Genomic DNA, 18,247 nt, shown 5'->3' on the forward strand with positions numbered 1-18,247 from the left:
AACGGCGCACAACCGCGAACGGTTGTACGCCCTACGGTCCGATCGATACGTCAGTGATCGCCCATACAGTTTCCCCACGATTCTGTACCTGTCGGCACATACCGGGCGCCTCCTATACTCCGGGGATCTTTTGACTGGAGCGTCCCGTGCAGCAATCCCGGCCGTTCGCCCTCGCGTGCCTGGTGTTGGCCATGGCGCTCTGGGGCAGTTCCTTCATCGCGCTGAAATTCGCCTTCCAGGAATTGCCGGCGATGTGGGTGATCTTCGCCCGTATGGCGCTGGGCAGCCTGATCTTCCTCGCCGCCTGGCGTTGGCGCGGACGCATCGACTACCGCGCCGGTGACTGGAAGTGGCTGCTCGGGCTCGCCGCCTGCGAGCCTTGCCTGTATTTCATCTTCGAGTCCCTGGCGCTGCAGCACACCAGCGCCGCCCAGGCCGGCATGATCACGGCGCTATTGCCATTGCTGGTCGCGGTGGGGGCGTTCTTCCTGCTGCACGAGAAGATCGCCCGCAACACCTGGCTGGGGTTCGCCCTGGCGGTGCTTGGCGCGCTCTGGCTGACCCTGGCCAGCGAAGCGAACGGCCACGCGCCGAATCCGCTGCTGGGCAACTTCTACGAACTGCTGGCGATGCTCTGCGCCACCGGCTACACCTTGCTGCTCAAGCACCTGTCGGCGCGCTACTCGCCCTTCATCCTGACTGCCATGCAAGCCCTCATCGGTTCGCTGTTCTTCCTGCCGCTGGCGCTGGCGACTTCAGGCCTGCCGCCGGCGCCCGGCCCGACCGGCTGGTTCGCGCTGATCTACCTGGGCAGCGTGGTCACCGTCGGCGCCTACGGCCTGTACAACTTCGGCGTCAGCCGGCTGCCGGCGAGCCAGGCGACCGGCTTCATCAATCTGATCCCGGTGTTCACCCTGATCTTCGCCGCCCTGTTCCTGGGCGAGGTGCTCAGCGGCCAGCAGGCACTGGCTGCCGGATTGGTGTTCATCGGAGTTGCCTTCAGCCAGTGGCGCAGTGCGCCGCCCACGCCGCCCGCCGGTGTGCTGGACTGACCTTCTGCCATTCGACGAGGAAACAGCATGTCCGCCCAAGACCGTAACTGGACCCGCGAGGCGATCCGCATCATCGAGGCGGATTTCCAGCGCAGCGCCGATACCCACCTGATTCCCCTGGAGATGCCCGGCCTGCCGGGCGTCGACCTGTATTTCAAGGACGAGTCCAGTCATCCCACCGGCAGCCTCAAGCACCGACTGGCGCGTTCGCTGTTCCTCTACGCGCTGTGCAACGGTTGGCTGCGTCCCGGCGCGCCGGTGATCGAGGCGTCCAGCGGCTCCACGGCGATCTCCGAAGCCTATTTCGCGAGACTGCTCGGACTGCCGTTCATTGCCGTGGTGCCCTCCAGCACCTCCAAGGAAAAGATCGCGCAGATCGCTTTCTATGGCGGCCAGGCCCACCTGGTGGAAGACCCGACGCAGATCTACGCCGAGTCCGAGCGCCTGGCGAAGGAAACCGGCGGGCACTTCATGGACCAGTTCACCTATGCCGAGCGCGCCACCGACTGGCGGGCGAACAACAACATCGCCGAATCGATCTTCCAGCAGATGCGTCACGAGCGCTTCCCCGAGCCGTCCTGGCTGGTGTCCAGCCCGGGCACCGGCGGCACCCTCGCCACCCTCGGCCGCTTCGCCCGCTACCGTCGCCACGAGACCCGCGTGCTCTGCGCCGATGCCGAGCGCTCGGTGTTCTTCGAGTCCTACCGCACCGGCGATCGCGACCTGACCTTGAGCTACGGCTCGCGCATCGAGGGTATTGGCCGGCCGCGCGTCGAGGCGTCCTTCCTGCCCGCGGTGATCGATGCCTGTTGCCAGGTACCGGATGAGTTGTCGCTGGCGGCCATGCATTACCTGGCCCAGCGCCTCGGGCGGCATGTCGGCGGCTCCAGCGGCACCAACCTGATCGGTGCGCTGCTGGTGGCGCGGCAGATGGTGGAGCGCGGCGAGAGTGGCTCGATCGTCGCGATCCTCTGCGACAGCGGCGAGCGTTACGAGACCACCTACTACAACGCGCTGTGGTTGCTGTCCCAGGGCTTCGACCTCGACCCGTTGATCGAAGGCCTGCGCCAGTGCGTCGAGCACGGTGCGGCGCTGCCGGGCAGCGTTCCGCAGTGCGGGCTGGAGTGAGCCCATGAAGACCATCGGCCTGATCGGCGGCATGAGCTGGGAGTCCACCATTCCCTACTACCGGCAGATCAACCAGACCATCAAGGAGCGCCTGGGCGGCCTGCACTCGGCGAAGATCGTGCTGTACAGCGTGGACTTCCACGAGATCGAGCGCCTGCAGCACGCCGGTGACTGGGACGCCGCCGGGGCGCTCCTGGCGGATGCCGCGCGTTCGCTGCGGGCGGCCGGCGCGGACTTCCTGGTGCTCTGCACCAACACCATGCACAAGGTGGCGCCGGCCATCGAGGCGGCGGTGGACATCCCGCTGCTGCACATCGCCGACCCGACCGCCGAGGCGATTCGCGAGGCGGGGGTGACGAAGGTCGGTTTGCTGGGCACGCGCTTCACCATGGAGCAGGCGTTCTACAAGGACCGCCTGCAGGAGAGGTTCGACCTGCAGGTGCTCACGCCTTCAGACGACGAGCGCCAGGTGGTGCACCGGATCATCTACGAGGAACTGTGCCTGGGGCGGATTCTTGACGAGTCGCGCGATGCTTACCGGCGCATCATCGCTTCGCTGGTGGAGCGCGGCGCGCAGGCGGTGATCCTCGGTTGCACCGAGATTTCCCTGCTGGTCGGTCCGCAGGATGCATCAGTGCCGCTGTTCGACACCACGGCCATCCACGCGCGGCGGGCGGCCGAACGGGCGCTCTGAATCGGAAAAACCGATGATCTGAGGCTGCAGGTTGCGTAGGAGCGGACTTCGTCCGCGATGGCATCCGGCGCGATTGGGGGCTATCGCGGACGGAGTCCGCTCCTACGTTTAATGAACGCCCGAAGCGCCCGGCGGGAGCGGACGTTGCCCTGCCGCGCCGGCTCAGTCGTTGCTGGCGCCGCCCGGATAGGCACAGCCGTGCATGACCTGGCTGTCCACCCGCAGCTCGGCGGACAGGTTGGTCAGTGCGCCGCTCATGCCGTCCTGGCAGCGTGCCGGGGCGACCCAGAGTTCCAGCTTCTCGCCATTGGCTTCACTGGAATAGCTGGTGCTGCCATTGGGCAGGCCCTCGGCGATGTAGGGCACCACCAGCGACTCCTTGCCGGGCCGTTCGAGCAGCAGCCCCTGGTTGTTGACCAGCACGCTCCAGCCCGGCTCGTTGCCGTGGGCGCGGACGATGCTGCGCTTGAAGTTCGGATCGTCACAGCCGGGGCCTTCGTTCTGCAGGCGCAGGACCTTGGTCACTTCCAGCTTGCCGTCGGTGCCGGCGGCGGTGCTGCCGCTGAAGTTGCCGCGCAGGTCGACGAACAGCTTGCTGGCGCCATCCTCGAACAGGCTGCGGGCGTCGCGGGGTAGGCCGGTATTGGCGCTATCCTCGACACTGAAGCGGCGCTGCTCGGTGCAACCACGGAACGTAAGCTTGCCGTCCTGCTGGCTGAGTTCGCCTTGCAGGCGGGTGGAGGCGTTAAGATCGGTCTTGTTCGGCGTCCACACCTGGCAGGCGGCGAACAGGGGTAGCAGGCTGAACAGAATGAAACGGCTGGATCGCATGGAACGGGCTCCCTCGAAAGTGGGCCCACGTTACCCAGCGAAGCCGGCTATCTCAAGGGCAATGCCAGGCTCGGGGAGGAAATCGGATGATTCGTTGCAAGCGTGCTTACGAGCCGGCGACGCAGGATGATGGTTACCGGGTGCTGGTGGACCGCCTGTGGCCACGCGGGATTCGCAAGGAAGACCTGCACATGGAGCAGTGGGCCAAGGACGCCTCGCCGTCCAACGAACTGCGCCAGCGCTTCCATCACGATCCGAGTCTGTTCGAGGAATTCCGCAAGGCCTACCACCGCGAACTGAATGCTCATCCGGAACACTGGATGGGGCTGCTCGACCTGGCGGGCAAGGGCACGCTGACGCTGCTCTATGCGGCCAAGGACGAGACGCACAACAACGCGCAGGTGCTGGCGGATTTCCTCGAGGATGAGCTGGAGAAGCAAGGGGATGGGAGTTCGCCCGTCTGCTATGCCGGGAAAACCGAGTAGGGGGTTTGTTCGCGAGCAAGCTCGCTCCTACGAAAAGCACCGCACTACACGCCGGCACCTGTAGGAGCGAGCTTGCTCGCGAACCAGGGCCAACGGCTGATGCCGATTTCAGGTTTATCGGCGTACAACCGCGAACGGTTGTACGCCCTACGTCATCGGACGCAATTGCGCCCCTGGCTCACCAGATCTTGTACACCTGCCCGGTCTGCGCGCCTTCCACGCTGCGGGCGAAGCCCAGGGCAGCGTCGGCTGCAGGCACCGGCTTGAAGCCGCGGAAGAACGGCGCGTAGCCCTCCATCGACTCCACCAGCACATTCGGGCTTACCGCGTTGATCCGCTGGCCGCGCGGCAGCTCCAGGGCGGCGCTGCGCACGAAGCCTTCCACCGCGCCATTGACCAGGCTGGCCGAGCTGCCCAGCACGATGGGCTGCTCGCTGAGGATGCCGGTGGTGAGGGTGAAGGACGCGCCGTCGTTGGCGTACTGGCTGCCGATCAGCACCAGGTTCACCTGGCCCATCAGCTTGTCCTTCAGGCCGATCTCCATTTCCGCCTCGCCCATCTCCGAGAGTTTGCCGAAGTGCACCTTGCCGGCGGCGCTGACCAGCGCGTCGAAGCCGCCGGTCTTCTCGAACAGGGCGCGGATCGAGGCGCTGTCGGTGATGTCCACGCGGAAATCGCCGCTATTGCGGCCGACGCGAATGATTTCATGGCGCGGGCCCAGTTCGTTGGCGACGGCTTGGCCGAGAGTACCGCTGGCACCGATCAGGATGATTTTCATGAAGGCTCTCCACTGAGGTGGTTTGGCTGAAAGTGAATTCAGTCTAGAGTGACCTTCTGTTTTGATAATCATGCCAATCGACAACCTTTGGTTTTCATATGGAAACAATAGCCAGCGATCTGGAAGACCTTTCCGCCTTTGCCGTGCTGCTGGAGTGCGGCAGCTTCACCCGCGCGGCGGAGAAGCTCGGTTGCAGCAAGGGGCAGTTGTCCAAGCGCATTTCCGTGCTGGAGCAGGCGCTGGGCACGACCCTGCTGCACCGCACCACCCGGCGTCTGTCGCTGACCGCCGCGGGGGCTGCGCTGTTGCCCGAGGCCCAGGCGCTCAATGCCCAGGCGGCGCGGGCGCGGCAGGCGGTGCTGGCGTTGCAGGACGAGGCGCGAGGCACGGTGCGCCTGAGCCTGCCGGTGTCCCTGGGAGAGACCTTCTTCGATGCCTGGCTGATGGAGTTCTCCCGCGAGTATCCGGAGATCCGCCTGGAGCTGGACCTGTCCAACACCCTGAGGGACCTGGTCGCGGATGGCTTCGACCTGGCGATCCGCTCCGGCAGCCTGGCGGCGGACGAGCGCCTGGTGGCAAGGCCGCTGTTCGCGCTTCAGGAGCTGACCTGTGCCACGCCGGATTACCTGGCGCGCCATGGGGTGCCACAGTCGCCGGCGGAGCTGGCCGGGCATTCCTGCCTGCAGAACACCCACTATCAGGACAGCGGCACCTGGCTCTACCAGCGACATCATGAGCTGTTCCGCGTGACGGTCAGCGGCCTACTGGCGAGCAACCACTACACCTTGCTGAAGAAGGCAGCCTTGGCTGGCGCAGGCATCAGCCGGCTGCCGTCCTATATGATTCAGCAGGAGTTGGCTGACGGCCGTCTGGTCTGGTTGTTGCGCGACTATCAGACGCGCAGCCAGCCGGTCTTCCTCATCCATCCGTACCAGGGCCGCCTGCCGCGCCGCACGCAGCTGCTGGCGGGTTACCTGCTGCGCTGGTTCGAGCAGAGCCGGCAGCAACTGGTAGCACTGGAAGGCTGAAGGAAGCTTCGTTCAGCTTCGTTCAGCTTCGTTCAGGATTGGTTCAGAGAGGGTTCAGGGGAAGTTCAGGGAGGGAGGCTTAGGCTTTGCCTCTCTTCTTTCTGAAAGCTCCTTGAGGCAGTTGCCATGAACCGTTCCACTCTGCTGATAGCACTGCTGCTGACACTCGGCTGCGCTGCCGCCCAGGCCGAGAGCGGGGATTTCTGGTACCTGCAGACCAGCGTCTACACCACCCACTGGAGTAACGACCCGGAGCACAACAATCACCAGGACCTGATTGGCCTCGAGCGCAACCGCGCCGATGGCGTGGTGTTCGGTGGTGCGACCTTCCGCAACTCCTTCAGCCAGCGCTCCAACTACGTCTATGCCGGCAAGCGCTTCGACTGGGAAGGCACGCCGTTCTACGCCAAGGTCACCGGTGGCGCGCTGCAGGGCTATCACGGCAAGTACCGTGACAAGATCCCACTGAACCACTACGGCGTGGCGCCGGCGATCATTCCTTCGCTGGGCGCTCGCCTGGGGCCGGTTGGCACCGAGCTGGTGGTGCTGGGCAACTCCGCGGCGATGGTCAACGTCGGCGTCGGTTTCTGATCCCCCCTGAATGGAAAACGGGCGGGGCTGGCGGAGGGTGAACTCCGCAGGCCCCGCCCGTTTTTTCTTGCGCGGCGAATCAGCCGGCCACTTCCTGCAGGGCCTGGTCCAGGCAGTCGATGAACAGCTCGGCGTGCTCCTGCTCGAAAGCCAGCAGCGGGCGAATCTTCAGGATGTTCTCCATGGGGCCGGCGGCGCTGATCAGCACACCACGCTCGCGCATGGCGTTGACCACGCGACGGGTCTGGTTGGCGGCCGGGGTCTTTTCGGCACGGTCGGTCACCAGTTCGACGCCGAGGAACAGCCCCGCGCCGCGCACGTCGCCGATCAGTTCGTGACGGTCGGCCAGTCGGCGGATGCCCTCCAGCATGAAGTCGCCGATGCACTGCGAGCGCTCCTGCAGCTTCTCGTCGCGGATCACGTCCAGCACCGCCTGGGCCGCCGCGCAGGACACCGGGTTGCCGCCGAAGGTGTTGAAGTAGCGCACGTTGCGCCCGAAACTTTCGAGGATGTCCGCGCGTGCCACAACGCCGGCGATGGGCTGGCCGTTGCCCATGGGCTTGCCGAGGGTGACCAGGTCCGGCTGCACGCCGTGGCGCTGGAAGCCCCACATGGTTCGGCCGGTACGGGCGAAGCCGCTTTGGACCTCGTCGGCGATGTAGAGCAGGCCTTCCGACTGGGCGACCTTCACCGCTTCGGCGAGGAAGCCGACCGGCTCCGGTAGCACGCCGTCGCTGGCGAAGATGCCGTCGAGCAGCAGCGCGGCGGGCTTGATGCCCTGGGCGCGCAGGTCGGCGATGGCGGCGCGCACGTCGTCGGCGAGGAGCTTGCCGACGTTCTCTGCGCCCAGCCGGTAGGCGTCCGGTGCCCGCACGGTGCGTGCGTGGGCGGGCAGGGTGATGCCGGAACCCAGGGCTGGCGAGAGTTCGGAGATGTCGCCGGTGACGCCGTGGTAGGCGAAGCGGGTGATGATCACCCCGGTGCCGCCGGTGTAATGCCGGGCGATGCGCAGGGCGAGGTCGTTGGCCTCGCTGCCGGTGCAGGTGAACATGACCTGTTCGAGGCCGGCGGGGAAGGTCGAGAGCAGGTCCTCGGCGTAGTCGAGGATGCCTTCCTGCAGGTAGCGGGTGTGGGTATTCAACACCGCCGCCTGGCTGGCGATGGCCTGCACCACGCGTGGGTGGCAGTGGCCGATGGAGGCGACGTTGTTGTACGCGTCGAGGTAGCGGTTGCCCTGCTTGTCGTAGAGCCAGACCCCTTCGCCGCGCACGGTGTGCAGCGGGCGTTCGTAGAACAGCCGGTAGGCCGGGCCGAGCAGGCGTTCGCGGCGCTCGATCAGACGGCGCTCCTCGTCGCTCAGGCGGTCGGCGTCGGCCGGGCTGAATCCGTTGGGCATGGTCATGGACGGGGCTCCTCGTGGTTGGCGCAGGCGGTGAAGATCTGATCTTGCGCCTGTTCCCGGCTCAGGCGGGCCAGGCCTTGCAGGCTCTGCCAGGCGTGATGGGTGTTGCGCAGGATGTAGTCGCGGTTCTCGGGGTGCAGGCTGGCGCGCCACGCGGTGATGCACAGGGTCATGATCAGGCGCGTGGCGATCAGGTCGGCGAGGATTTCCTGCTCGGCTTCCAGCAGCGGGCGGCGGCGATGGTAGGCGGCGATCATCTCGCAGGCGGTGGCCAGCGGCGCGTCCGGCTCGCCCACCTGGTAGGCGGCAGCGACGCCGAGGTCGTTGATCAGCGGCGCATGGACCATGTCGCCGAAGTCGAGGATGTTGCGCAACTGATCAGGGCGCGCGGCATCGACGATCACGTTGTGCGGGTTCAGGTCGTTGTGGATCACCTGGGCGCGCAGGCTGGCCTGGCGGGGCAGGGCATGGCGTTCGAAGTTGTCGAGGAAGCGTTCGACCAGCGCGCGCTGCTCGCGGTCCTCGATGTAGTTCAGCAGGCGGCGCAGGCGCGAGGCGTGCTTCAGGTCCCAGAGCAGCTCGTGGCCGGACGCCGGGTGCTCGAAGCCATCGAGTGCAAGGCCCAGGCGAGCCAGGGCGTCGCCGAGGTTCTCGCGCAGGGCGCGGCTGCGTTGCGGCACACGGTGCAGCGGCAGGCCGTCGACGAAGGAGAACAGGCGGGCGAGCATCGGCTGGCCGTCGACGACCACCGGAATCTGGTACTCGCCGCTCAGCGAGGGGTAGACGCGCTGCACCGCCAGGGTCGGGTCGGTGGCCTCGACGCGCAGCAGGGCGCGGGTCTGGAAGTCCACTACCTGCGGGTCTTCCAGCGGGTGCGAGAGTTTCAGCAGGCGGTCATCGCCGTGGCCGTGGCTGATATGGAAGTTCAGGTCGCGTTCGCCGGCGAGCCGGTTCAGGGTTCCGCGCTGGCCGAAATACTCTTCGGCGATCGCGGCGGCCTGGGCGTCGCTCACCTGGGCGGGGGCCGCTTCCAGCAGGTGGTCTTGAACGGGGGCGGTATTGAGGGGCACGGGTACTTCTCCAGCGGGTCAATCGTGCAGCGGCCTGGCGAGTCGCGGCGCACCGCCCGACGCGAGGTCGGGCGGTGCGCCGGCGGTCATTTGCTCGCCCAGGCGTTGAAGCGTTGTTCCAGCTCCTCGCCGTGGTCGATCCAGAACTCGGTGTCCATGGCGCGCGCGTTTTCCAGGTTCTGCGGCGCGGTGGGCAGCTTGCCGGCGATGGCCGGATCGATCAGCGGGATGGTGTTCTTGTTGGTCGGGCCGTAGGGAATGTTTTCGGCAAAGACCTTCTGGTGCTCGGGTTTGTTGGCCAGGGCGATGAATTGCTCGGAGAGCTCCTTCTTCGGGCTGCCCTTGACGATGGCCCAGTGGTCCAGGTCGTAGATGCTGCCGTTCCACTGGATGGCGAAGTCGCGGCCTTCCTTCTGCGCGGTGGCGACGCGGCCGTTGTAGGCGCTGGTCATCACCACGTCGCCGGCGGCCAGCCACTGCAGGGGTTGCGCACCGGCTTCCCACCACTGGATGTAGGGCTTGATCTCGTCGAGCTTCTTGAACGCGCGGTCCACGCCTTCTTTAGTGCCCAGCACCTTGTACAGGTCGGCCTGTTTCACACCGTCGGCTTCGAGGGCGAACTCCAGGGTGAACTTGGCGCCACGGCGCAGGCCGCGCTTGCCCGGGTATTTCTTCACGTCCCAGAAGTCGGCCCAGCCGGTCGGTGCGCTGGCCAGCTTCTTGGCGTCGTAGGTGAGCACCGTGGACCAGATGAAAATGCCCACGCCGCAGTCGCTCACGGCGGCATCGAGGAAGTCCTCGCGCTTGCCCAGCTTCGACCAGTCGAGCTGCTCGAACAGGCCTTCGCTGCAACCGCGCATCAGTTCCGGGGACTCCACTTCGACCACGTCCCAGCTGGTCTTGCCGGTGTCGGCCATGACCTTGATCTTCGCCATCTCGCCGTTGTACTCGGCGCCCTGCACGGTGACCTTGGCCTGTTGCTCGAAGGGTTTGTAGAAGGCCTTTTCCTGGGCCACCTTGTTGTCGCCACCGAAGGACACCACGGTCAGTGTCTCGGCGTGGAGCTGGGCGGCGCCGCCGGCCAGCATCATCAGTGCTACGGCTTTCTTGAACATGCGATTACTCCAGGTCGGGCCAATCCGGCCCATCGAAAAGAGGGCAGCTTCAAGAGAGGGGCTGGGACGGCCCGAGCTGGGAGGCCGACCGGTCGCCCGTTGGCTCAGGGTGAGGAGCGCGCGGAACAGGTGCGGTCGAGCATGGGATGTCCTCCAGTTTCTTGTTGTTGTTTGGAATCGGATGACGCGAGGTCGATTTAAACATCTTCCAAAACATGATGCATCATGTTTTTATTTGAGCCATCGCTCACCACGGACGTTGCACTTCGCAGGGGGATTCGCCATGAACCAGAGCAAGACCTTGTTACTGACCGGTGCCAGCCGCGGCATCGGCCATGCCACGGTGAAGCATTTCAACGCCGCCGGCTGGCGCGTGTTCACCGCCTCGCGCCAGGACTGGAGCGCCGAATGCCCCTGGGCCGAAGGGCTGATCAACCATATCCACCTGGATCTGGAAGACATCGACAGCGTGCAGGCCAGCCTGCCGCAGATCCGCGAAAAGCTCGGCGGCCAGCTGCATGCGCTGGTGAACAATGCCGGTATCTCGCCCAAGGGGCCGCAAGGGGAGCGTCTGGGCGCGCTGGAGAGCGACTACGCCACCTGGCTGAAGGTGTTCAACGTCAACCTGTTCTCCACCGCACTGCTGGCGCGCGGGTTGTTCGACGAGCTGAAGGCGGCCAAGGGTTCGGTGATCAACGTCACCTCCATCGCCGGTTCGCGGGTGCATCCCTTCGCCGGGGTCGCCTACGCCTGTTCCAAGGCTGCGCTGGCGGCGCTGACTCGCGAGATGGCCCACGACTTCGGCCCGCACGGCGTGCGCGTCAACGCCATCGCCCCAGGGGAGATCGATACCGCGATCCTGTCCTCGGGGACCGAGCTGATCGTCGAGCGCGACATTCCCATGCACCGCCTGGGCAAGCCGGAGGAAGTCGCTTCGCTGATCCATTTCCTCTGCACCAGCGGCGCGTCCTATGTGAATGGCGCGGAAATCCACGTCAACGGCGGGCAGCATGTGTAATCTCGCTGGCATCCCTGGCGCCCAATCCGCATCATGCGCGCCGGGATGCCGCGCCATGTGACGAGACTGCGATGAGAACGCGATGAACTACCCGATCGAAGGGCTGAACCATTCCTACCTGGGCAGCGGCGTCTATGCGCTGCTGCGCGAGGCGCTGATCACCGGCCGCTTCAAGCCGGACGACCGCCTGCGCATTCGCGACCTGGCGCAGCAGCTGGGCACCAGCGTGACCCCGGTGCGCGATGCGATCCTGCAACTGGCCAAGGAGCAGGCGCTGGTGCTCAAGACGCCGCGCGACATCCGCGTGCCGCTGCTCACCCGCGAGCAGTACCTGGAAATCCGTAGCATCCGCGTGGCCCTCGAAGGACTGGCGGCCGAGACGGCTGCCGCCAGGGCCAGCACCGAGCAGCTGGATGAGCTGGAAGCCAACATCCGCCAGAACCTCGATGCGATCCACGCCGAGGACATGGTGTCGGCGCTCAAGCTCAACCAGGCCTTCCACTTCGCCCTGGCCGACATCGCCGGCATGCCGCTGCTGCGCGGCTTCCTCGACAGCCTGTGGATGCGCACCGGCCCGCTGATCGCCCAGGCCTACGCCGACTTCAACGAGCGCATGGCGATCGAACACCACTGGGAAGTGCTGCGGGCGTTGCGCGCAGGCGACGGTGCCGCTGCCCGCGCGGCCATCCATACCGACCTGGTCGACGGTAGCGAGAAGATGCTGGAGTTCATTGCCCAGTCCGAGGCGCAGAACTGAGGCTTTGTAGGAGTGAGCTTGCTCGCGAATCTCTATACGCAGAACTCACCGGCGAGCTTGTTCGCGAGCAAGCTCGCTCCTACCAAGAGCTGCGCGGTGCGAGACAATAAAAAACGGCCCCGAAGGGCCGTTTTTTATTACAGCGCGGACGTCAGCCGCCGAGGTACGCGTCGCGCACCTTGGGGTTCACCAGCAGGTTGGCGCCGGTGTCCTGCATGACGATGCGGCCGTTCTCCAGCACGTAGCCACGGTCGGCGAGCTTGAGCGCCTGGTTGGCGTTCTGCTCGACGAGGAAGACGGTCACGCCTTCCTGGCGCAGTTGTTCGACGATGTCGAAGATCTGCTGGATGATGATCGGCGCAAGGCCCAGGGACGGCTCGTCGAGCAGCAGCAGCTTGGGCTTGCTCATCAGCGCACGGCCGATGGCGAGCATCTGCTGTTCACCGCCGGACATGGTGCCGCCGCGCTGGTTGAAGCGTTCCTTCAGGCGCGGGAAGAGTGCCAGGACCTTGTCCATCTGCTCCTGGTAATCGCCCTTGCTGGTGAAGAAACCGCCCATGGCCAGGTTCTCTTCCACGGTCAGGCGGGCGAACACGCGACGGCCTTCCGGCACGACAGCGATGCTCTTGCGCATGATCACGGAGGATTCCTTGCCGACCAGTTCCTCGCCCAGGTACGTGATGCTGCCCGAGGAGGCGCGCGGCGAGCCGCAGAGGGTCATCAGCAGGGTCGACTTGCCGGCGCCGTTGGCGCCGATCAGGGTGACGATCTCGCCCTGCTGGACCTCCATGCTGACGTCATGCAGCGCCTGGATCTTGCCGTAGAAGGTGGAAACCTTGTCGAACTTCAGCATGACTCAGGCCTCCCCCAGATAGGCTTTGATCACATCCGGGTTGCCGCGGATCTGCTCCGGGGTGCCGTCGGCCAGGGGGGTACCCTGGTTGATCACGTAGATATGGTCGGAAATGCTCATCACCAGCTTCATGTCGTGCTCGATGAGCAGGACGGTGACGCCGTGTTCGGCACGCAGCATGGCGATCAGTGCCTTCAGGTCCTCGGTCTCCCGTGGGTTCAGGCCGGCCGCCGGTTCGTCCAGCATCAACAGCTGCGGACGGGTCATCATGCAGCGGGCGATCTCCAGGCGGCGCTGCTGGCCGTAGGCGAGGGTGCCCGCCGGGCGGTTGGCGATGTCCTTGAGGTTGACGATTTCCAGCCAGTGCGCGGCGTAGTCCAGCGCTTCCGCTTCACGACGACGGAAGGCCGGGGTCTTGAGCAGGCCGGCGAGGAAGTTGGTGTTGAGGTGGCGGTGCTGGGCGACCAGCAGGTTCTCCACCGCGGTCATTTCCTTGAACAGGCGAACGTTCTGGAAAGTCCGCACCACGCCCTTGTGGGCGATCTTGTGGCCGGGCAGGTCCTGCACGGCCTCGCCGCGCAGGAGGATTTCACCGCCGGTGGGCTGGTAGAAGCCGGTCAGGCAGTTGAACACGGTGGTCTTGCCGGCGCCGTTGGGGCCGATCATCGAGACCACCTGCTTTTCCTTCACGTTCAGCGCCACGCCGTTGACGGCCAGCAGGCCGCCGAAGCGCATGGTCAGGCCGTTTACTTCAAGAATGGTCTGGCTCATTTGCGCAACTCCAGATGCGGACGCTGCATGGGCAGCAGGCCCTGCGGACGCCAGATCATCATCAGCACCATGATGGCGCCGAACATCAGCATGCGGTACTCGCTGAACTCACGCATGAGTTCGGGCAGCAGGATCATCACCACGGCGGCGAGGATCACGCCCAGCTGCGAACCCAGGCCACCCAGCACGACGATGGCGAGGATGGTCGCCGACTCGATGAAGGTGAAGGATTCCGGCGTCACCAGGCCCTGGCGCGCGGCGAAGAAGCTGCCGGCGAAACCGGCGAAGCAGGCGCCGAGGGTGAAGGCGGAGAGCTTGATGATGGTCGGGTTCAGGCCAAGGGCACGGCAGGCGATCTCGTCTTCGCGCAGGGCTTCCCAGGCACGGCCCAGGGGCATGCGCAGCAGGCGGTTGATCACGAACAGCACCAGCAGCACCAGCAGCAGCGCGACCAGGTAGAGGAACACGACCTTGTAGTTCGAGTTGTAGGCGATGCCGAAGAACTCGTGGAAGGTCTGCATTCCCTCGGGGGCGCGGCGCTCGAAGGAGAGGCCGAACAGGCTGGGCTTTTCGATGTTGCTGATGCCGTTGGGGCCGCCGGTCAGCCAGGTGAGGTTACGCAGCAGGATGCGGATGATCTCGCCGAAGCCCAGGGTCACGATCGCCAGGTAGTCGCCGCGCAAGCGCAGCACCGGGAAACCGAGGATGAAGCCGAAGAAGGCTGCCATCAGGCCGGCGATCGGCAGGCAGGTCCAGAAGCCCAGGCCGTAGTAGTGCGACAGCAGCGCATAGCTGTAGGCGCCCACGGCGTAGAAGCCGACGTAGCCCAGGTCGAGCAGGCCCGCCAGGCCCACTACGATGTTCAGACCCAGGCCCAGCAGCACGTAGATCAGGATCAGCGTGGCGATGTCCACCGCGCCGCGCGAGCCGAAGAACGGCCAGGCGAGAGCGACGACGATCAGGCCGAGGATGATCTTGCGTTGTACCGAGGAGTGGGTCAGGCGTTCGGCGAGCTTGGTGTGCGGTCTGGACAGGAACTGGCGGGTGCTGGTCACGAAATGGAATTTGTCGCGCACCAGTTGCCAGACGAACATCGCCACGGCGCACGCGGCAATCACCCACAGGGTGGTCGGGCTGACGCCCTGCAGCTGCAGGCCGATCCCAACCACGCTGAGCTTGATGCCGAGTACCGGGTAGGCGACGGCCATCACCAGCAGGGCACTGAAGAATGCGGTCTTGAGTTTCTGGCTCATACCTTTTCCACCTCCGGGCGGCCGAGGATGCCGGTGGGGCGGAAGAGCAGGACGAGCACCAGCAGGGTGAACGCCACCACGTCCTTGTACTGGTCACCGAACACGTCGGCGCCGAAGGCTTCGGCAACGCCGAGCACCAGCCCGCCGAGCATGGCGCCCGGGATACTGCCGATGCCGCCCAGCACCGCGGCGGTGAACGCCTTGATGCCGGCCAGGAAGCCGATGTGCGGGTTGATCACGCCATACTGCAGGCCCAGCAGCACCGCGGCCACGGCGGCCAGGGTGGCGCCGATGACGAAGGTCAGGGCGATGATGTTGTTGGTGTTGATGCCCAGCAGGTTGGCCATCTTCAGGTCCTCGGCGCAGGCGCGGCAGGCGCGGCCCAGGCGGGAACGGGAGATGAACATGGACAGGCCGTACATGGTCAGCAGAGTGATGATGAAGATCAGCACCTGCATGTACGAGATGGTCACGCCGCTCATTTCATCCGGGCCGATGATGAAGTTGCCCGGCAGCAGGTTGGGGATGGCCTTGTCCTTGGAGTCCTGGGCGAGCAGGACCTCGTTCTGCAGGAAGATCGACATGCCGATCGCGGAGATCAGCGGAATCAGTCGGTTGCTTCCGCGCAGCGGGCGGTAGGCGATTCGTTCGATACCGTAGCCGTAAGCACTGGTGACGATGATGCTGGCGGCGAAGGTGCAGATGATGACGACAGGAAGACTTACGATTCCCATCATCGCCAGCCCCGTGATCACGATGAAGGCTACGTACGAGCCAATCATGTACACCTCGCCATGGGCGAAGTTGATCATGCCGATGATGCCGTAGACCATGGTGTAGCCGATGGCGATCAGGGCATAGGTGCTGCCGACGGTGAGGCCGTTGATCAGCTGTTGCAGATAGTGATAGAGATCAGGCATTACCTAACTCCTCGGGCGTCGCGTGAAGCGGCGCTTGTGGCGCGACGGACCCCCGGAATACTCGGATAAACAAAACCCACTGCGGGTGCAGTGGGCTTTGTGTGTCGGCGGGTGGCTTACTTGGCTTCGGTCTTGGTGCCGTCCTTGTGCCACTGGTAGACCACGAAGTTGAAGTTCTTCAGGTCGCCCTTCTCGTCGAAGGCCAGGTCGCCGGTGGGGGTAGCGAAGGTGTTCGCGCGCAGGGCTGCTGCAACCTTGTCGGTGTCTTCGCTGCCGGCTTTCTTGATGCCTTCGGCGATGACTTCGACAGCGGCGTAGGCCGGGAACACGAACGGACCGCTCGGGTCTTCGTTCTTGGCCTTGAAGGCGTCAACCAGACCCTTGTTCTTCGGATCCTGGTCGAAGGACTTCGGCAGGGTCACGTACAGACCTTCGGAAGCCGGGCCGGCGATGGCGGAGATTTCCTTGTTGCCGACGCCTTCCGGACCCATGAAACCGACCTTCAGGCCCTTCTCGCTGGCCTGGCGCAGGAGCAGGCCCAGTTCCGGGTGGTAGCCGCCGTAGTAGACGAAGTCCACCTTGGCTTGCTTGAGCTTGGCGATCATCGCGGAGAAGTCCTTGTCGCCGGCGTTGATGCCTTCGAACAGCGGAACCTTGATGCCGGCGCCTTCCAGGGTCTTCTTCACGGCAGTGGCGATGCCTTCGCCGTACTGCTGCTTGTCGTGGATCACGGCCACGGACTTGGGCCTGATGTGCTCGGCGATGAACTTGCCGGCGGTCGGGCCCTGCAGGCTGTCCAGACCAATGGTGCGGAAGATCAGCTTGTAGCCACGGGAGGTGATGTCCGGGCTGGTGGACGCCGGGGTGATCATGATCACGCCTTCGTCTTCGTAGATGTCGGATGCCGGTTGAGTGGAGCTGGAGCAGAGGTGGCCAACCACGAACTTGATGCCATCGTTGACGACTTTGTTGGCAACGGCCACGGCTTGTTTCGGATCGCAAGCGTCGTCGTAGACCACGCCTTCCAGTTGCTTGCCGTCTACGCCACCAGCCTTGTTGATCTGCTCAATGGCCATTTTCGCGCCAACGAACTGCATCTCCCCATACTGGGCGACGGCGCCGGTCACCGGGCCGGCCAGAGCGATCTTGATGGTGTCGGCGGCCATGGAGTAGCTGGCAACGCCGGCGAGTGCCATGGCGGTGAACAGCTGGGAAAGACGCTGAGTACCCTTTTTCATAGTGCTCCACTCTTCTTGTGTTATTCGTTTTTTTTGTAGTCCTGGTAGCCGAAGGCTGCCGAACCGGGATTGCCCCGGACAGGCCCACCGGCAACTGTACCGGTACAGTGTAGAGTGCCGCTTTACCGCTTGAAAAGCGGGGGGCGGCGGGCTGGCCGAGCGCATGTCGCATGATTGACACAAACGTACAGAAAAACGGCGCCTCTCCGATTTCTCCCTGAGGGTTTCCTTCATCCGGAAAGGGCTGTCCGAACCTTGCCTGGCGCGGCCTCGGCGCTATCATGGCGCCGATCGTTTACCAGGTGAGATCCATGACTGAACAAGCTAGCACCCTCTATGCCAAGTTGCTTGGCGAAACCGCGAAGATTTCCTGGCAGGAGCTCGCGCCCTTCTTCGCCCGGGGCAACCTGCTCAAGGTCGGGGCTGGCGCTGATCTGGTGGAGGTCGCGGTGGGCGTGGCCGAGGATGACAAGGCGAAGGTCGCCGGGTGGCTGGCCAGCGGTGAGCTGAGCAAGGTCGACGAAATCCAGGCGGAGGACTTCCTCGCCCGTGATCCGGAACTCTGGGCCGTGGTGATCGCGCCCTGGGTGCTGGTCCAGGAAAGAGTTCGAAAAGACGTCCTGCACTGACACAAGACGATTTCCAATTCATCTAGGCGCGCTAGACTGTCTGGATTCCATAGAAGGAGATTCGCCATGTTCGAACCGGGCCATCTGCACCTCCAGGCCATGCCAGGGCTGGACCAGCAGGAAATTGACGCTCACATCTACTACGAAATTCGCAAGGATGCGGAGAAGGGCACCTATGTGCACTTCACCATGAAAGGCGAAATCGACCGCAACGCCTTCAGCGAAGAGTGGGATATGCCCAAGGAGCAGGCCTTCAACTTCGCCAGCGATGCGACTCGCATTGCGCAGAAGCATGGCCTGCACCCGCGCTTTGGCGCCGTCGTGCGCAATCACAAGGAATACGACGCGATGTTCGAGGACATCCGTCAGAAACTGGGCACGCACTATGGCGACCCGGTGGACCTCGATGAGGTCATTCGCTGAGGCGAAGCGGACAGAATGTAAAAGCCCGGCCATGTGCCGGGCTTTTTTTTTGCGCGCTGTTTCCTACAACAGCCTGACCGGGAGCGTAGGGCGTATAACGTTCGACGTTATACGCCGTTTGACCTTGGCTGCCGGCCGCACGGGCTTTGCCTGGCAACTGTCACCCTCGACCAATGCGTCAACTGCCGATCCGGGTGAGTCGGCGTACAAC

The 18,247-nt window shown here is 64.7% G+C and carries 20 protein-coding genes; 10 read left to right on the top strand and 10 right to left on the bottom strand.

The annotated features are described in order from the left end of the window. Window positions 1–146: 146 nt before the first annotated feature. From O6P39_RS06970 to O6P39_RS06980, 3 genes are read left to right on the top strand one after another with little or no spacing between them, the layout of a single operon-like run. Entirely contained in the window at window positions 147–1,052 is a 906-nt protein-coding gene (locus O6P39_RS06970) for a DMT family transporter (RefSeq protein ID WP_275610658.1), read from the top strand. A gap of 27 nt (window positions 1,053–1,079) precedes the next feature. Next, window positions 1,080–2,180: a PLP-dependent cysteine synthase family protein gene (locus tag O6P39_RS06975; protein ID WP_275610659.1), complete on the top strand. Its 1,101-nt coding sequence runs from the start codon at window positions 1,080–1,082 to the stop codon at window positions 2,178–2,180. A gap of 4 nt (window positions 2,181–2,184) precedes the next feature. Continuing rightward, window positions 2,185–2,874 (top strand): aspartate/glutamate racemase family protein, encoded by a 690-nt coding sequence (locus O6P39_RS06980; protein ID WP_275610660.1) that lies wholly within the window; start codon window positions 2,185–2,187, stop codon window positions 2,872–2,874. A gap of 162 nt (window positions 2,875–3,036) precedes the next feature. Here the strand turns inward: O6P39_RS06980 and O6P39_RS06985 are convergent, their stop codons facing one another. Next, window positions 3,037–3,705 carry a hypothetical protein gene (locus O6P39_RS06985; RefSeq protein WP_275610661.1) on the bottom strand — a complete coding sequence of 223 codons (669 nt, stop codon included), beginning with the start codon at window positions 3,703–3,705 and terminating at the stop codon, window positions 3,037–3,039. 86 nt (window positions 3,706–3,791) lie between these two features. On the opposite strand from O6P39_RS06985, the gene O6P39_RS06990 reads away from it, so the two are divergent. Next, a complete protein-coding gene (locus tag O6P39_RS06990) occupies window positions 3,792–4,190 on the top strand; it encodes a DUF488 domain-containing protein (RefSeq protein ID WP_275610662.1) in 399 nt (132 codons plus the stop codon). A 178-nt stretch (window positions 4,191–4,368) separates the two neighbouring features. On the opposite strand, the gene O6P39_RS06995 is transcribed toward O6P39_RS06990, so the two are convergent. Continuing rightward, window positions 4,369–4,968 carry a short chain dehydrogenase gene (locus O6P39_RS06995; RefSeq protein WP_275610663.1) on the bottom strand — a complete coding sequence of 200 codons (600 nt, stop codon included), beginning with the start codon at window positions 4,966–4,968 and terminating at the stop codon, window positions 4,369–4,371. 98 nt (window positions 4,969–5,066) lie between these two features. Between O6P39_RS06995 and O6P39_RS07000 the strand changes: the two genes are divergently transcribed. After that, entirely contained in the window at window positions 5,067–5,996 is a 930-nt protein-coding gene (locus O6P39_RS07000) for a LysR family transcriptional regulator (protein ID WP_275610664.1), read from the top strand. 126 nt (window positions 5,997–6,122) lie between these two features. Next, a complete protein-coding gene (locus tag O6P39_RS07005; protein ID WP_275610665.1) occupies window positions 6,123–6,587 on the top strand; it encodes a sn-glycerol-3-phosphate transporter in 465 nt (154 codons plus the stop codon). A gap of 79 nt (window positions 6,588–6,666) precedes the next feature. On the opposite strand, the gene O6P39_RS07010 is transcribed toward O6P39_RS07005, so the two are convergent. The 3 genes from O6P39_RS07010 to O6P39_RS07020 all read right to left on the bottom strand — a co-directional run bounded on the left by O6P39_RS07010 (window position 6,667) and on the right by O6P39_RS07020 (window position 10,174). Beyond that, window positions 6,667–7,989, bottom strand: a complete 1,323-nt coding sequence (locus tag O6P39_RS07010) for an aspartate aminotransferase family protein (protein ID WP_275610666.1) — start codon at window positions 7,987–7,989, stop codon at window positions 6,667–6,669. Next, window positions 7,986–9,059 carry a phosphotransferase gene (locus O6P39_RS07015; protein WP_275610667.1) on the bottom strand — a complete coding sequence of 358 codons (1,074 nt, stop codon included), beginning with the start codon at window positions 9,057–9,059 and terminating at the stop codon, window positions 7,986–7,988. Before O6P39_RS07015 ends, O6P39_RS07010 begins: the two co-directional genes overlap by 4 nt. Before the next feature lie 86 nt (window positions 9,060–9,145). Next, complete coding sequence (locus O6P39_RS07020) at window positions 9,146–10,174, bottom strand: ABC transporter substrate-binding protein (protein ID WP_275610668.1); 1,029 nt, start codon at window positions 10,172–10,174, stop codon at window positions 9,146–9,148. Window positions 10,175–10,457: 283 nt separating this feature from the next. On the opposite strand from O6P39_RS07020, the gene O6P39_RS07025 reads away from it, so the two are divergent. After that, entirely contained in the window at window positions 10,458–11,192 is a 735-nt protein-coding gene (locus tag O6P39_RS07025) for an SDR family oxidoreductase (RefSeq protein ID WP_275610669.1), read from the top strand. Window positions 11,193–11,274: 82 nt separating this feature from the next. Next, window positions 11,275–11,949, top strand: coding sequence for a GntR family transcriptional regulator (locus O6P39_RS07030; protein ID WP_275610670.1), 675 nt, complete (start codon window positions 11,275–11,277; stop codon window positions 11,947–11,949). 151 nt (window positions 11,950–12,100) lie between these two features. Here the strand turns inward: O6P39_RS07030 and O6P39_RS07035 are convergent, their stop codons facing one another. The 5 genes from O6P39_RS07035 to O6P39_RS07055 all read right to left on the bottom strand — a co-directional run bounded on the left by O6P39_RS07035 (window position 12,101) and on the right by O6P39_RS07055 (window position 16,984). Further along, the gene (locus O6P39_RS07035; protein ID WP_275610671.1) at window positions 12,101–12,802 is read right to left on the bottom strand and encodes an ATP-binding cassette domain-containing protein; all 702 of its coding nucleotides are present in this window, start codon (window positions 12,800–12,802) and stop codon (window positions 12,101–12,103) included. 3 nt (window positions 12,803–12,805) lie between these two features. Beyond that, a complete protein-coding gene (livG, locus tag O6P39_RS07040) occupies window positions 12,806–13,573 on the bottom strand; it encodes a high-affinity branched-chain amino acid ABC transporter ATP-binding protein LivG (RefSeq protein ID WP_275610672.1) in 768 nt (255 codons plus the stop codon). Then, window positions 13,570–14,826 carry a high-affinity branched-chain amino acid ABC transporter permease LivM gene (locus tag O6P39_RS07045; RefSeq protein WP_275610673.1) on the bottom strand — a complete coding sequence of 419 codons (1,257 nt, stop codon included), beginning with the start codon at window positions 14,824–14,826 and terminating at the stop codon, window positions 13,570–13,572. The genes livG and O6P39_RS07045 overlap by 4 nt, the downstream gene beginning before the upstream one ends. Continuing rightward, window positions 14,823–15,746 carry a high-affinity branched-chain amino acid ABC transporter permease LivH gene (gene livH / locus O6P39_RS07050; RefSeq protein WP_207885138.1) on the bottom strand — a complete coding sequence of 308 codons (924 nt, stop codon included), beginning with the start codon at window positions 15,744–15,746 and terminating at the stop codon, window positions 14,823–14,825. Before livH ends, O6P39_RS07045 begins: the two co-directional genes overlap by 4 nt. Window positions 15,747–15,862: 116 nt before the next feature. Beyond that, window positions 15,863–16,984, bottom strand: coding sequence for a branched-chain amino acid ABC transporter substrate-binding protein (locus O6P39_RS07055; protein ID WP_275610674.1), 1,122 nt, complete (start codon window positions 16,982–16,984; stop codon window positions 15,863–15,865). Window positions 16,985–17,295: 311 nt separating this feature from the next. Between O6P39_RS07055 and O6P39_RS07060 the strand changes: the two genes are divergently transcribed. Together O6P39_RS07060 and O6P39_RS07065 are read left to right on the top strand one after the other, a co-directional pair. Further along, window positions 17,296–17,613, top strand: a complete 318-nt coding sequence (locus O6P39_RS07060; protein ID WP_275610675.1) for a DUF2288 domain-containing protein — start codon at window positions 17,296–17,298, stop codon at window positions 17,611–17,613. 66 nt (window positions 17,614–17,679) lie between these two features. Then, window positions 17,680–18,036 carry a DUF5064 family protein gene (locus O6P39_RS07065; RefSeq protein WP_275610676.1) on the top strand — a complete coding sequence of 119 codons (357 nt, stop codon included), beginning with the start codon at window positions 17,680–17,682 and terminating at the stop codon, window positions 18,034–18,036. Window positions 18,037–18,247 lie beyond the last annotated feature (211 nt).

This window comes from Pseudomonas sp. PSE14 (assembly GCF_029203285.1).
In the GTDB taxonomy this organism is placed as follows: Bacteria; Pseudomonadota; Gammaproteobacteria; order Pseudomonadales; family Pseudomonadaceae; genus Pseudomonas.

Excerpts from the sequence above, each read along its gene's own strand:
- O6P39_RS06975 (WP_275610659.1), top strand. The coding sequence starts at position 1,080 with ATGTCCGCCCAAGACCGTAACTGGACCCGCGAGGCGATCCGCATCATC.
- O6P39_RS06980 (WP_275610660.1), top strand. The coding sequence starts at position 2,185 with ATGAAGACCATCGGCCTGATCGGCGGCATGAGCTGGGAGTCCACCATT.
- O6P39_RS06985 (WP_275610661.1), bottom strand. The coding sequence starts at position 3,705 with ATGCGATCCAGCCGTTTCATTCTGTTCAGCCTGCTACCCCTGTTCGCC.
- O6P39_RS06990 (WP_275610662.1), top strand. The coding sequence starts at position 3,792 with ATGATTCGTTGCAAGCGTGCTTACGAGCCGGCGACGCAGGATGATGGT.
- O6P39_RS06995 (WP_275610663.1), bottom strand. The coding sequence starts at position 4,968 with ATGAAAATCATCCTGATCGGTGCCAGCGGTACTCTCGGCCAAGCCGTC.
- O6P39_RS07000 (WP_275610664.1), top strand. The coding sequence starts at position 5,067 with ATGGAAACAATAGCCAGCGATCTGGAAGACCTTTCCGCCTTTGCCGTG.
- O6P39_RS07005 (WP_275610665.1), top strand. The coding sequence starts at position 6,123 with ATGAACCGTTCCACTCTGCTGATAGCACTGCTGCTGACACTCGGCTGC.
- O6P39_RS07010 (WP_275610666.1), bottom strand. The coding sequence starts at position 7,989 with ATGACCATGCCCAACGGATTCAGCCCGGCCGACGCCGACCGCCTGAGC.
- O6P39_RS07020 (WP_275610668.1), bottom strand. The coding sequence starts at position 10,174 with ATGTTCAAGAAAGCCGTAGCACTGATGATGCTGGCCGGCGGCGCCGCC.
- O6P39_RS07025 (WP_275610669.1), top strand. The coding sequence starts at position 10,458 with ATGAACCAGAGCAAGACCTTGTTACTGACCGGTGCCAGCCGCGGCATC.
- O6P39_RS07030 (WP_275610670.1), top strand. The coding sequence starts at position 11,275 with ATGAACTACCCGATCGAAGGGCTGAACCATTCCTACCTGGGCAGCGGC.
- O6P39_RS07035 (WP_275610671.1), bottom strand. The coding sequence starts at position 12,802 with ATGCTGAAGTTCGACAAGGTTTCCACCTTCTACGGCAAGATCCAGGCG.
- livG (WP_275610672.1), bottom strand. The coding sequence starts at position 13,573 with ATGAGCCAGACCATTCTTGAAGTAAACGGCCTGACCATGCGCTTCGGC.
- O6P39_RS07045 (WP_275610673.1), bottom strand. The coding sequence starts at position 14,826 with ATGAGCCAGAAACTCAAGACCGCATTCTTCAGTGCCCTGCTGGTGATG.
- livH (WP_207885138.1), bottom strand. The coding sequence starts at position 15,746 with ATGCCTGATCTCTATCACTATCTGCAACAGCTGATCAACGGCCTCACC.
- O6P39_RS07055 (WP_275610674.1), bottom strand. The coding sequence starts at position 16,984 with ATGAAAAAGGGTACTCAGCGTCTTTCCCAGCTGTTCACCGCCATGGCA.
- O6P39_RS07060 (WP_275610675.1), top strand. The coding sequence starts at position 17,296 with ATGACTGAACAAGCTAGCACCCTCTATGCCAAGTTGCTTGGCGAAACC.
- O6P39_RS07065 (WP_275610676.1), top strand. The coding sequence starts at position 17,680 with ATGTTCGAACCGGGCCATCTGCACCTCCAGGCCATGCCAGGGCTGGAC.